Origin of the sequence: Streptococcus sp. HMSC071D03 (assembly GCF_001812125.1) — a bacterium.
Classification (GTDB): domain Bacteria; phylum Bacillota; class Bacilli; order Lactobacillales; family Streptococcaceae; genus Streptococcus; species Streptococcus pseudopneumoniae_N.
Map to the genome: position 1 here is coordinate 1 of NZ_KV807784.1, position 12212 is coordinate 12212.

15 protein-coding genes are annotated in these 12212 nt (G+C 39.4%); all 15 read right to left on the minus strand.

Annotated features, from left to right (window positions below; genetic code table 11):
- Positions 1–74 precede the first annotated feature (74 nt).
- Positions 75–728 (minus strand): phosphate signaling complex protein PhoU, encoded by a 654-nt coding sequence (gene phoU, locus HMPREF2837_RS07800; RefSeq protein WP_045763359.1) that lies wholly within the window; start codon positions 726–728, stop codon positions 75–77.
- Positions 729–739: 11 nt separating this feature from the next.
- Positions 740–1498, minus strand: a complete 759-nt coding sequence (gene pstB, locus HMPREF2837_RS07805) for a phosphate ABC transporter ATP-binding protein PstB (protein WP_045763360.1) — start codon at positions 1496–1498, stop codon at positions 740–742.
- Positions 1499–1510: 12 nt separating this feature from the next.
- Entirely contained in the window at positions 1511–2314 is an 804-nt protein-coding gene (pstB, locus tag HMPREF2837_RS07810) for a phosphate ABC transporter ATP-binding protein PstB (protein WP_075230811.1), read from the minus strand.
- Between the two features lie 10 nt (positions 2315–2324).
- Complete coding sequence (gene pstA, locus HMPREF2837_RS07815) at positions 2325–3209, minus strand: phosphate ABC transporter permease PstA (RefSeq protein ID WP_075230812.1); 885 nt, start codon at positions 3207–3209, stop codon at positions 2325–2327.
- The gene (pstC, locus tag HMPREF2837_RS07820; RefSeq protein WP_075230813.1) at positions 3199–4116 is read right to left on the minus strand and encodes a phosphate ABC transporter permease subunit PstC; all 918 of its coding nucleotides are present in this window, start codon (positions 4114–4116) and stop codon (positions 3199–3201) included. Before pstC ends, pstA begins: the two co-directional genes overlap by 11 nt.
- Positions 4116–4994, minus strand: a complete 879-nt coding sequence (locus tag HMPREF2837_RS07825) for a phosphate ABC transporter substrate-binding protein PstS (RefSeq protein WP_075230814.1) — start codon at positions 4992–4994, stop codon at positions 4116–4118. Before HMPREF2837_RS07825 ends, pstC begins: the two co-directional genes overlap by 1 nt.
- Before the next feature lie 109 nt (positions 4995–5103).
- On the minus strand, positions 5104–6417 hold the full coding sequence (locus HMPREF2837_RS07830; RefSeq protein ID WP_075230815.1) for an RsmF rRNA methyltransferase first C-terminal domain-containing protein: 1314 nt from the start codon (positions 6415–6417) through the stop codon (positions 5104–5106).
- Positions 6418–6423: 6 nt separating this feature from the next.
- Positions 6424–7191 carry an inositol monophosphatase family protein gene (locus HMPREF2837_RS07835; protein WP_075230816.1) on the minus strand — a complete coding sequence of 256 codons (768 nt, stop codon included), beginning with the start codon at positions 7189–7191 and terminating at the stop codon, positions 6424–6426.
- Entirely contained in the window at positions 7181–7459 is a 279-nt protein-coding gene (locus HMPREF2837_RS07840) for a UPF0223 family protein (protein WP_075230817.1), read from the minus strand. The genes HMPREF2837_RS07835 and HMPREF2837_RS07840 overlap by 11 nt, the downstream gene beginning before the upstream one ends.
- Positions 7460–7861, minus strand: a complete 402-nt coding sequence (locus tag HMPREF2837_RS07845; protein ID WP_045763368.1) for a Spx/MgsR family RNA polymerase-binding regulatory protein — start codon at positions 7859–7861, stop codon at positions 7460–7462.
- A 210-nt stretch (positions 7862–8071) separates the two neighbouring features.
- A complete protein-coding gene (locus HMPREF2837_RS07850) occupies positions 8072–8695 on the minus strand; it encodes a TIGR01906 family membrane protein (RefSeq protein WP_049548256.1) in 624 nt (207 codons plus the stop codon).
- Complete coding sequence (locus tag HMPREF2837_RS07855) at positions 8685–9458, minus strand: TIGR01457 family HAD-type hydrolase (protein WP_049548257.1); 774 nt, start codon at positions 9456–9458, stop codon at positions 8685–8687. Before HMPREF2837_RS07855 ends, HMPREF2837_RS07850 begins: the two co-directional genes overlap by 11 nt.
- Positions 9448–10245 (minus strand): toll/interleukin-1 receptor domain-containing protein, encoded by a 798-nt coding sequence (locus HMPREF2837_RS07860; protein ID WP_049548258.1) that lies wholly within the window; start codon positions 10243–10245, stop codon positions 9448–9450. The genes HMPREF2837_RS07855 and HMPREF2837_RS07860 overlap by 11 nt, the downstream gene beginning before the upstream one ends.
- 20 nt (positions 10246–10265) lie before the next feature.
- Complete coding sequence (locus tag HMPREF2837_RS07865; RefSeq protein WP_049548259.1) at positions 10266–10997, minus strand: acyl-[acyl-carrier-protein] thioesterase; 732 nt, start codon at positions 10995–10997, stop codon at positions 10266–10268.
- A gap of 4 nt (positions 10998–11001) precedes the next feature.
- Positions 11002–12132 (minus strand): radical SAM family heme chaperone HemW, encoded by a 1131-nt coding sequence (gene hemW, locus HMPREF2837_RS07870; RefSeq protein WP_049548260.1) that lies wholly within the window; start codon positions 12130–12132, stop codon positions 11002–11004.
- Positions 12133–12212 lie beyond the last annotated feature (80 nt).

A 12212-nucleotide genomic window follows, 5' to 3' on the forward strand; every position in this document is an offset into this window, starting at 1 on the left:
TTTTCATCAACCCACTACAGTTGACAAAGAGCCTAAAAAGTAAGCTTTTACAATAATTTTATCATTTGAATACTTTATAATTCTACAATCTTACCTGTTTCAAAGTAAACAACCCATTCACAGATATTTTTTGCATAGTCACCGATGCGTTCCAAGTAAGAAATAACTTGGAAATAATCACGACCTGTGACGATAGCTTCTGGATGTTTTTTGATTTCTTCTGTAGCTAGGTCTCGAATATTATCAAAGTAATGGTTGATATTTTCATCCATGGTTGCAACTTCATAGGCTTGATCCACAGAACCATTCAAATAAAGTTCTAAAGCGGCTTCAACAAAGTTTTTTACTTCACGACCCATTTTTTTAATTTCTTCTTCAACTGCAGGGATACGCTGCTCACCCTTCATACGAATCGTTGCTTTTGCGATAGATACAGCATGGTCACCCATACGTTCTAAGTCTGACACAGCTTTTAGAACTGTTAAAACTGTACGTAAGTCTTGTGAAACTGGCTGTTGTAGGGCAATCATTTCAAATGATTTCTTTTCAAGTTTCACTTCGTATTCGTTTACTTCTGCATCTTCCTCAATGACTTCTTTAGCCATGTCACGGTCATGCGTTACAAAAGCACGTACGGTACGATTGATTTGGGAAAGAACTTCTTGTCCCATAGCATAAAACTGATTATGCAATTTCTCTAAATCTTCTTCAAATTGAGATCGTAACATCTTCTCACTCCTTATCCAAATTTACCTGAAATGTAGTCCTCTGTCTCCTTATGTTGAGGATAGAGGAACATATCCTTGGTATCGTTAAATTCAATCAAATCTCCATTGAGGAAAAAGCCTGTCTTATCAGAGATTCGAGATGCTTGCTGCATAGAACGAGTAACCAAGAGCATGGTGTATTTGTCTTTTAGACCATACAATGTTTCCTCAATCTTACCAGCAGAAATAGGGTCCAAGGCTGAAGTTGGTTCATCCAAAAGGATGATTTTAGGGCTAGTCGCCAATACACGTGCCACACAAACACGTTGTTGTTGCCCACCTGAAAGACCAATAGCAGAGTCATGCAAACGGTCCTTGACTTCATCCCAGATTGAGGCACGTTGTAAAGCCTTCTCCACTGCTTCATCTAAAACCTGCTTGTCCTTTTCTCCATTGATACGGAGACCGTAGACAACATTTTCATAGATAGACATAGGGAAAGGATTAGGTTGTTGGAAAACCATTCCAATTTCCTTACGCAATTCAACTGTATCGGTACGAGGACTATAGATGTTGTGACCGTTATAAACCACTGATCCAGTTGTCGTCACTTCAGGATTAAGGTCACCCATTCGGTTAATAGCCTTTAGAAGTGTTGACTTCCCAGATCCAGACGGACCGATAAGGGCTGTAATTTCCTTGGGTTGGAATGATAAGGAAACACTATTCAAGGCCTTCTTTTTATTGTAATAGACTGACAGGTCTGAAACCTGTAAAATCGGTTCTGTCATACTATTTCCTCTCTAACCAAAGTGTCCAGTTACATAGTCATTTGTTGACTGTAGCTTAGCATTTTGGAAAATATTTGCAGTTTTATCATACTCAATCAAGTCACCCAGGTAGAAGAATCCTGTATAATCACTAGCACGCGCAGCTTGTTGCATACTGTGAGTTACGATGATAATGGTAAAGTCCTTCTTCAACTCCAACATGGTTTCTTCAAGCTGAGCTGTCGCAATCGGATCCAAGGCTGATGCTGGCTCATCCATCAAGAGAATATCCGGTTTAACAGAGATTGCACGGGCGATACAAAGACGTTGCTGCTGACCTCCTGAAAGCGTCAAGGCTGACTTGTGAAGGTCATCTTTGACCTGGTCCCAGAGGGCAGCCTGGCGAAGTGAGGTTTCTACAATTTCATCAAGAACTTTCTTATCCTTAACTCCTGCACGTTCATGTGCAAAGGTGATGTTGCGGTAGATTGATTTAGCAAATGGGTTTGGACGTTGGAAGACCATTCCGATATGTTTACGCATCTCATAAACATTGATTTCTGGACGGTTGATGTCAATTCCTTGATAGAGAATTTGTCCTGTAACCTTTGCAATATCAATGGTATCATTCATACGGTTGAGACTGCGTAGGTAGGTTGATTTCCCAGATCCCGACGGACCAATCAAGGCTGTAATTTTATTTTTTTCGAATTGCATATCCACGCCCTTGATGGATTCATTCTTACCATAGTAAACATGTAAATCCTTCGTAGAGAGTGCCACTTTTTCTTCTGGAAAAGTAATGATATGCCTTTCATCCCAATTATATTTTGACATGGCTTCTCCTTTAGGCTGCGGTTAATTTCTTATGTAGATAGCTTCCGAGTTTACGTGCTCCAAAGTTAAAGATTAAGATAAAGATGAGGAGCACCGCAGCAGAACCTGCTGAAACAAGTGTTCCATCAGGAATAGTTCCTTCACTGTTGACTTTCCAGATATGAACAGCCAAGGTTTCTGCTTGACGGAAGATTGAGATTGGACTGGTTACACTAAGGACATTCCAGTTAGACCAGTCAAGGGCTGGTGCTGATTGTCCTGCTGTATAGATAAGGGCTGCAGCTTCACCAAAGATACGACCTGATGCAAGCACGATCCCTGTTACAATACCAGGTAGGGCTTCGGGGATAACGACATGAAGAACTGTTTCCCAACGAGAAAGCCCAAGCGCCAAACCAGCCTCACGTTGCGTATGGTGAACGTGTTTCAAACTGTCTTCAACATTACGCGTCATCTGTGGAAGGTTAAAGACAGTCAAAGCCAAGGCACCAGAAATAATGGAAAATCCATACTCGAACTGAACTACAAAGATGAGGTAACCAAAGAGACCGACTACGACTGATGGCAGTGAAGATAAAATTTCAATACAGGTACGAACGAAGTTGGTAACACGACCTTTTTTTGCATATTCAGCCAAATAAATTCCAGCCCCCATTGATAGAGGTACAGAGATGAATAAGGTAATGACCAAAAGGAAGAAGGAATTATAAAGCTGGATTCCAATACCACCACCTTCTTGGTAAGAAGATGATTTTCCAGTCAAGAAGGACCAAGAAACATGAGGTAAGCCTCGAACCAAGATATAGAGAATCAAGGAAGCAAGGATGGTCACAATGATTCCTGCGATGGTATAGAGGACAGCTGTAGCAAGTTTATCTAATTTCTTAGCGTGCATAGTTTTTCTTTCCTCTTTCTTTCGTAATCAATTTAATCACACTGTTAAAGGCCAAGCTCATCAAAAGCAATACTAAGGCTAGTGACCAAAGAACATTATTATCAACAGTTCCCATAACGGTATTACCGATACCCATGGTCAAAACAGAGGTTAAAGTCGCAGCAGGTGTTGTCAATGAAGTTGGGACAACGGCTGAGTTTCCGACCACCATCTGAATAGCTAGTGCTTCACCGAAAGCACGCGCCATACCAAAGACTACTGCCGTAAAAATACCTGAACGTGCCGCCTTCAAGGTTACACGCCAGATAGTCTGCCAACGAGTTGCTCCCATAGCTAAACTAGCTTCACGGTAGTGACGAGGAACTGCACGTAAGCTATCAGTTGTCATAAAGGTTACAGTCGGCAAGATCATAACAAAGAGAACGAAAATCCCTGATAAAATACCGAAACCTGTTCCACCAAAGACAGTACGTACAAACGGTACCACGACCTGCAATCCGATAAATCCATAAACTACTGAAGGAATCCCGACTAGGAGTTCAATAGCAGGTTGCAAAATCTTTGCCCCTTTTGGTGATACTTCTGTCATAAAGACTGCAGCCCCAATGGCAAATGGTGTTGCAATAAGAGCTGATAGGATTGTAACAATAAAGGAACCTAAAATCATCGGAAGAGCACCAAATTGTTTCCCTGAAGGGTTCCAAGTCTGTCCAAATAAAAATTCAAAAATGTTAACACCATTGACGAAGAAGGTCGATAAGCCTTTCTGAGCCACGAAAATCAAAATCATTGCAACAATGATAACAATCAAAGAAAGGCAGGCAAAGGTTAGCCCTTTTCCTAATTTCTCAAGCCGAGAATTTTTTGAAGGAGAGAGCAATTTTTTTGATAATTCTTCTTGATTCATTATTGGCTCCCTTCTAGCGCTGTCACAGTACCTGCAGCATCTTTTTCAACCTTCATTTCCTTAACTGAAATATAACCCATTCCTTTAACGATTCCATTCTGAGCTTCGTCTGAAAGGACAAAGTTTAGGAATTCGGCAACCAATTCATTTGGCTCACCAAGTGTATACATATGTTCATAAGACCACAAAGGCCAATTATTCGTGGTTACATTCTCTGAAATTGGTTCATAACCATTGAGTTTGATAGTCCCAACAGAATCATCAACATAGGCAAATGCTAGGTAGGAAATAGCTCCAGGGGTTTGAGAAACAATTGATTTGACCATCCCATTTGAATCTTGTTCCTGACTTTGCATTGCTGATTGCTCATCCATGATCACACTGTCAAAAGTCGCACGAGAACCTGAACTTGCCGCACGGTTGATAATAGAGATGGCTAAATCTTTCCCACCGACTTCTTTCCAGTTGGTAATTTCCCCTGTGAAGATTTGTCGGAGCTGATCGGTCGTTAGATTATCAACATCTACTTCTTTATTGATAATAACAGCCAAACCTGCGACAGCTACCTTATGGTCGACTAAGGCTGAGGCATCAATACCGTCTTTTTCCTCTGCAAATACATCGGAGTTGCCGACATCTACTGCTCCTGACTGAACCTGCGACAGTCCTGTACCAGAACCTCCACCTTGGACATTGACTGTTTTTCCGATGTGAGCTGATGCAAATTCATCTGCAGCCGCCTCGACTAAAGGTTGGAGAGCAGTTGAACCAACAGCCGTCATAGACTCCCCACGATCAATCCAACTTGCACATCCTACTAACGAACCAGCAAGTAAAAGAGTCGCAAGAGAGAGTGTGAGTTTTTTTAATTTTTTCACTATTTGTCTCCTTGAAAATAATGATGAATAGCTTAGAATTTCGCCCTATTTTTCTATGTTTTATGCAAAAAATCCATACTTCCACTATAACATAGAATACTGATTTTGACTAGTTTTTCACCTTAAACCTCAAGCCCTTAGGGAAATAATTCTTTAATGTATTTCCTGTCACTTTTGCAAAACCTAAACCATTTCCAGCTACCAAAACTTGGTACCAGCCATTTGGCAGACTTTCAGATAATTGAACTGTTTCACCAGCTACATACTTAACAAAGTCCTCTTGATGAATTTCAATTCCTTGATTGACTAGACTTGGTTTCAAAGCTAGGCCAAGTGCAAAACTTGGTTCAAAACGTTTTTTCTTAAAGGTTCCAAGATGAAGTCCGTTTCGTGCAATCCTAAGTTTACCCAAATCTGGTAGACCTTCTGGCAATAAATACAGTTGGTCTCCAAAAACCTGTAGGACTCCAGCCAGTTTCTCTTTTAAATGTTTCTTCTCAAAATCCTGCCATAAGGAAATCTGTTCTCGAGAGAGGTTGGATTTAGAAGGCTTGAACTTAGAGACTTTATTTTCCCCTCGAAATTGTAAATGGGCAACAAACTGTCCTTCTCCCTTAAAGTGATGTGGATACATTCTAGCGGCTTCAGGTAAGTCAATCCCAGGGACCATTCCATTGATATGTTGAACTGGGATCAACTCAAAATCATAGTTATCCAGTAACCATTGGATAATTTCTTCGTTTTCTTCTGGCGCCCAAGTACAGGTTGAATAAACCAAACGACCACCATCAGCCAACATGGTTACTGCATCCTCTAGAATTTCACGCTGCAAGTCAGCACATTGGTTTGGATATTCTACACTCCAATAATCCATAGCATCTGGCTGTTTTCGGAACATTCCTTCTCCAGAACATGGAGCATCTAGAACAATTAGGTCAAAATATCCCTTAAACACTTTAGCCAAACGATCGGCAGATTCATTGGTCACAACTACATTTGACGCTCCAAACCGTTCCATATTTTCAACCAAAATCTTTGCTCGCTTGCTAGAAATTTCATTGGAAACAAGAAGACCTCCGCCTGCAAGATAGGCTGCCAGTTGAGTGGATTTACCACCGGGAGCCGCTGCCAAGTCCAAGACCTTCATACCTGGTTTTGGTTGAGCTACTTGTGCAACCATTTGTGCAGCAGGTTCTTGGGAATAGACCAAACCTGTTACATGCTCAGGAGATTTTCCAGAAACCTTTCCATAGTAGCCCCAGGGTGTATTTGGAATAGCATCTGAAAAAGAAACTTGGCTTTCTTTTAAGGGATTGATGCGAAAGGCAGAAACTGCCTCATCATCAAAAGAGGCAAGAAAAGCTCTTGCCTCATCTCCCAATATTGCTTCATATTTTTTTACAAATCCTTCTGGAAATTGCATGTAAGTTTATTTCCTTTCATAGATATAGGATTGGATTTCTGCCAACTTGTCAGTTGGAACCATCATAATTGGTTGTCGTGTCTGAAAATCCACCTGCTCTCCAGTTAAGGTTACAATCTGATACCCTAAACTTTCTCCTATGATACTAGCTGCAGCATAGTCCCAAGGTTGGAGGTAGGTGATATAGGTCAATAGCTGACCTGAGAGGATTTTTGAAAAGCTGATAGCTGCACTTCCATATATTCGTACACCAAGTGAAGCATTAGCCAATTCTGCTACACCACAAGCGTTTGTTTCCAACATACCAGCATTACTCGCAATCAGAAAATCACGCAAGGGCTTATCCTTAAAATTAGGCAAGGGTTCTTCATTGAGACAGGCCTGAAAAGCACCTCCTCCATGATAACAATGACCTTTCATGACATCATAAATGATCCCAAACTGACCCACACCGTTTTCAAAATACGCTACCATAATGGCGAAATCTTCACCTTGGGCGACAAAGTTGTTAGTACCATCAATGGGATCAATGACCCAAACAGATCCATATCCAACTGAAGCACGCAGACAGCCCTCTTCTGCACAAAATTGGTCATCAGGATAATGCGAACGAATCCTATCAACCAAAAAATTCTGAACTTCCTTGTCCAAACGAGTCACCAAGTCTGTAGGAGATGATTTTCTCTCAATATGCAATTCTTCCTGCATGTGAGCTAGAATATAGTCTCCTGCTTCCTTGACTATCTCTTTGGCAAACACAAATTTATTTTCCAAGCGAAATCTTCCCTTCCCCTTGTTCTTTGGCTAATTGGACAACTCGATAGAAGGAATAACCACTCGCAGATTCAAATTCACGGCCCAAGCGTTTCTCTTCACTCTTGCTTGGAACAACCGCTTTGAATCCCTTGTAGGAATCTAGTAGTTTCTTTGCTTCTATCTTAGTCTCATAGGCTGCTTCAACATCATTAAAAAAAGAAAGCACTGAAGCAAGTTCTTCAGTGCTCCACGACAAATCTAGTGGGTAACTATACTGTTTATTCATCTAATTAATACCAGCTCTCAATGTAGCTTCTTTCAGTTCTTGTTTACGGTAACTACGAGGGAGAAAAGCACGAATCTCATCTTCATTAAAACCGATTTGCATCCGTTTTGCGTCAATAATAATCGGACGACGCAAAAGACTCGGATACTGCTCAATTAAATGAAGCAACTCCGATACTGAGATACTCTCTACATCAATATTCAATTTTTGAAAAATCTTTGAACGAGTCGAGATGATGTCATCAGTACCATTTTCGGTCAAGGAAAGAATGTGTTGCAGTTCTTTTCTCGTTAAAGGGCTGGTCATAATATTATGCTCTTGGAATGGCACTTTATGATTCTCGAGCCAGGCCTTTGCTTTACGACATGATGTACAACTCGGTGATAAAAATAGTGTAATCATGCTTTCCTCTTCTTTACATACTTTTCTATTTCTATTATACAAAAAAATAAAGCGCTTGACTAGTTATTTCCGTAAAAAAACCTACTTTTTCAAGAAAAATAGGTTTTTTGGAATCACATATGAATGGTTTGCTTAAATATAGAAATATTCATGTTATAAACGATAGTTTCTTCCTACATTTTATTTGGAATCAGTAAGACTTTTCTTCACTTATCTATTTGTTTTTCGACTCTGTAGGTACATAAATCCAAAAATCAATTCATACAAGCAGAAAAATAGGAGAAAGGCATGGAGGAAAAAGTTCTCTGGTAGGATGAGAATGACTGGATCTTTAGCTGGATCAAACAACCAGGTATCATCACCTACAAATAGAATCTGATGAAACAAGGTAAAGAATTGTTCAAAACCAATGAAGACACCAACTAAACCAAGAACCAAAGGTAGAGAAAGTATGATTAAGAGTGCTCTACGATAAAGTGGCAGAAAACCTTTCTGAATAACTTGCTTCCAAAAAAGATAGAAAATCGGTAGAGTTACTACTGCTACTCCTTGAGCAAGATGGAAAAGTCCCTTCACAACTGCAAAATGATGGATTCCAGAGGCAGACGAAGGAAAATCTGGCATTTCCAATGCTTGACTCAATGGATTGGTCAAATAATCCATCAAAACATTAAAATTATGCTGGATGGTCTGAGGTTGCAGATGAACACGACTTGTCAAGTTTAACCAAGAAATTTCCTGAGGATAGACCAACCAAGCCAGGTAAATGGTCAATAAAATTGCAAGCGAGAGGAGAAAGAGAATACTTCCTACAAAAGTAAACTTAGTTTTCATCGAAATTCCACTCCGCTAGACTTGAAAGGACATGAGTTGGTTCAATTGGCAAATCCTCTACTTCTTCAGGTTTTGTAAATCCTGTCGTCACCAAAAGGCTAGGAATGCCATTGTCAATACCAGCTCGAATATCAGTAAGATAATTATCCCCCACCATGATAATGTCTTGGCGTTCAAGTCCTAGGTGTTCAACAGCCTTATCCATAATAATCGAGTTTGGTTTTCCGATATAAACTGGTTTTACGCGAGTTGCTGCTTCAAGAAGAGTAATCAGTGAACCAGCACCAGGCAAAAGACCTCGTTCCGTCGGGATGTTCAAATCAGGGTTGGTACCGATAAAGTGAGCACCTTTATGGATAGCTAGGGTTGCCGTAGCAAATTTTTCATAGTCTACTTGCCAGTCCAAACCAACAACTACATAGGCTGGATTTTCTTTATCTTCGACATACCCTGCTGCTTGGATGGCCTCCTTTAGGCCTGCTTCTCCGATGACATAGACTGTCTTTTCAAGTCCTAGGTCATTCATGTAATCAATTGTAGCTAAAGTTGCAGTATAGATCGTCGATACAGGCGTGTCAATGTTAAACTGATTGGCTAACATCTCTTGAACACTTTCAGGTGTACGAGTGGTGTTGTTTGTTACAAAAAGATAAGGAATCTCTCTTTTTTGTAACTCGTGAACAAAAGCCTCCCCCGCAGGGATTCTATCTTTCCCCTTATAGATCGTTCCGTCTAAATCAATTAAATATCCTTTATAAGTCATTTATTCTCATTTCTCGTCTATAATTCTGTAGATATGATATAACATTTGAAATTATAGTTATATCAATCTTTAATGTTTCAATTTTTGGTTCATCAATATCAAATTCTACTGCGTCTTCCATCATATTAGAAAGATCAAACTTTATTTTTTCTAAATCATCCAATAGTTCGTTTGGAATATTAAATATCTTAGGGATCTTTCTTATAGGATTTCTATTAAGTTCTCTTAAATTCTTAACCTCATGTAATATAACATTTAACATTTCCTCATTTGATGGGATTTTTTGCTCTTTAACTTCAGTATTTTCAGGAGTCTTATTTAAATTATTCTCTAAATCTTCCCACCACTTTTCAAACGCTGTTTCAACCCGTTCTAATTTCAAGCATTCTGAATCCTCGGCAAACTCATTTATATCCAGAATTAGCTGTTTAATCGATTCTTTTGAAACTTCTTTTGACGATTGAAATTGCTTAAGGGGACCATTATTTAAAATAGTAACCTCTGCATTATACAAAATCGGAACCAAACGAGATTGCAATGATTTTGATAGTGCACCTGCTTCAAAATTTATCCATGGTGCATTTATATTTTCTGGTGTAACAAATACCAGACCAAAATCATTAGAACGCAAATTTTCTTCTATGCTTTTCCCCCACCGCTCTCCGAGTTTTATATCTTTTTCTGACATATAGGGTTCAACATATTGTAAAACATTGGGAAGCCATTCTTTAAAACATTTCGCCAAGTATTTACTTCTATCTCCCGACCAGCTTAAAAATATTCTCATTTCTTTCTCCTTTTGTTAATTTAATCTATTCTCTGCCAAGTTATCTTTGCTTGAGCATTGATGTCACCATCACTTGTGACTTGATGATTACTCTCTAATCCATTTAATTCATAACTAGAAGTAATCATTCCGCCTGGTAGAACTTCCTTAACATATTTAAGGTTAATTTTTTTAGGGATATGATTAGTAAGGAAATCGGCTCCCATGACCTCAAAAATCCAGTCCAGGTATTTGCTGTTATTGACGTGACCATTCATATCTAAGTCATAGAAACGAACGTGATAATCCTTGCTTATCGCTTCTTCCAGCTCTCTATATTTTGGCCCACGGACCAGTTTCTTAGAAAACTCAGATTGATAAGGGGCGACAATTTCTGGTACTACAGGATGAACCTTTCGACTTTCACGATCCATAAGGACAAATGTAGCTAGCATATGAATGATTTCTTGACCAGCTTCATCATAAATAGTAAATCGGCGGTAGCAAAAGAGACGATTATAGGTCAAGGCTTCTGTTTCAATGGTGATTTCCTCTGCAAAACGAGGCAAACGAACCACATCAATGTCATAATCTGTGATAATCCAGACCAGATTATACTGTTCTAAAACATCCTTGTCACTCACTCCCAGTTCAATTGACTGCATTCCTGATACTTGCAGGGACAACAAAATAACATCTGGCAACTTGATATGGCCATTCATATCAGCCATATCAAAAGGAATTTTCATCTTCATTTGATAAGTTAAGCCCATAATTTTACTCCAATATAAATCGTTCTGCTACTGTATCTCCTAAAAAGAGACCTCTCTTGGTCATGCGAACACGATCACCATCAAGCTGCATGAGACCTTGTTGAATCAAGTCTTTGACGATTTCTCCATACAGTTCCTGGAAAGACCGTTCGAATTTTTCTTCAAAGCGTGCCATGGAAACTCCTGACTTCTTGCGAAGGCCGAGAAACATCTCTTCTTCCATTTGCTCCCTTTGACTCAGGTGTTCTTCATTGATACGGGCACTCCCCTCTTCTACTGCCTTTAGATAATGGCGGATAGGCCCATGGTTTTTATAGCGAACACCATCTACATAACCAGATGCTCCCGCACCTATTCCATAATATTCGGCATTATCCCAGTACATGAGATTATGTCGACTTTCAAAGCCTGGCTTAGAAAAATTTGAAATTTCGTAATGCTCAAAACCAGCTTTTTCTAGCTCTGCAATGATATACTCAAACATCTCAGCTTCTAATTCTTCCTTAGGAAGAGGTAATTTCCCACGTCTCATACGGTTCATAAAGACCGTATGATTTTCCAAAATCAAACTATAGAGGCTCATATGAGGAATATCAAGGGAAATAGCCTTGGCAACATTATCCCTAACCTGGTCCATAGTCTGACCAGGAAGTGCGTAAATCAAGTCAATGGAAATATTATCAAAACCAGCAAGTTTGAGACGATCGATATTTTCATAAATATCCTTTTCCGTATGACTACGCCCAATTTTTTTCAGCATTTTGTCATCAAAGGTCTGAACTCCTAGTGATACACGATTAACTGCAGAATTTTTCAAAACAGCAATCTTATCAGCATCCAGGTCACCAGGATTAGCCTCAATGGTTAACTCTTCCAACATTGATAAGTCCAGGTTTTTAGTCAATCCATCTAACAAAACTTCCAATTGAGAAGCAGACAAGGCAGTCGGTGTCCCACCACCAATATAGAGTGTACGCAATTTTCGAATATCATAAGAATGAAATTCTTGCAGTAGATGCTCTAGATAGCTGTCTACTGGCTGATTTTTAATAAAGACTTTTGAAAAGTCACAATAATAACAAATCTGTGTGCAAAACGGAATATGCACATAGGCTGATGTCGGTTTCTTATGCATAGTATTTATTATACCACAAAAGCGAACAATACTTAGAATTCCGTTTAACAAAATCCTAGCATTGTTCGCTTTCTTTATCT

Excerpts from the sequence above, each read along its gene's own strand:
- pstB (WP_075230811.1), bottom strand. The coding sequence starts at position 2,314 with ATGTCAAAATATAATTGGGATGAAAGGCATATCATTACTTTTCCAGAA.
- HMPREF2837_RS07845 (WP_045763368.1), bottom strand. The coding sequence starts at position 7,861 with ATGATTACACTATTTTTATCACCGAGTTGTACATCATGTCGTAAAGCA.
- HMPREF2837_RS07860 (WP_049548258.1), bottom strand. The coding sequence starts at position 10,245 with ATGAGAATATTTTTAAGCTGGTCGGGAGATAGAAGTAAATACTTGGCG.
- HMPREF2837_RS07865 (WP_049548259.1), bottom strand. The coding sequence starts at position 10,997 with ATGGGCTTAACTTATCAAATGAAGATGAAAATTCCTTTTGATATGGCT.
- HMPREF2837_RS07840 (WP_075230817.1), bottom strand. The coding sequence starts at position 7,459 with ATGAATAAACAGTATAGTTACCCACTAGATTTGTCGTGGAGCACTGAA.
- HMPREF2837_RS07850 (WP_049548256.1), bottom strand. The coding sequence starts at position 8,695 with ATGAAAACTAAGTTTACTTTTGTAGGAAGTATTCTCTTTCTCCTCTCG.
- hemW (WP_049548260.1), bottom strand. The coding sequence starts at position 12,132 with ATGCATAAGAAACCGACATCAGCCTATGTGCATATTCCGTTTTGCACA.
- pstC (WP_075230813.1), bottom strand. The coding sequence starts at position 4,116 with ATGAATCAAGAAGAATTATCAAAAAAATTGCTCTCTCCTTCAAAAAAT.
- pstA (WP_075230812.1), bottom strand. The coding sequence starts at position 3,209 with ATGCACGCTAAGAAATTAGATAAACTTGCTACAGCTGTCCTCTATACC.
- pstB (WP_045763360.1), bottom strand. The coding sequence starts at position 1,498 with ATGACAGAACCGATTTTACAGGTTTCAGACCTGTCAGTCTATTACAAT.
- HMPREF2837_RS07855 (WP_049548257.1), bottom strand. The coding sequence starts at position 9,458 with ATGACTTATAAAGGATATTTAATTGATTTAGACGGAACGATCTATAAG.
- phoU (WP_045763359.1), bottom strand. The coding sequence starts at position 728 with ATGTTACGATCTCAATTTGAAGAAGATTTAGAGAAATTGCATAATCAG.
- HMPREF2837_RS07830 (WP_075230815.1), bottom strand. The coding sequence starts at position 6,417 with ATGCAATTTCCAGAAGGATTTGTAAAAAAATATGAAGCAATATTGGGA.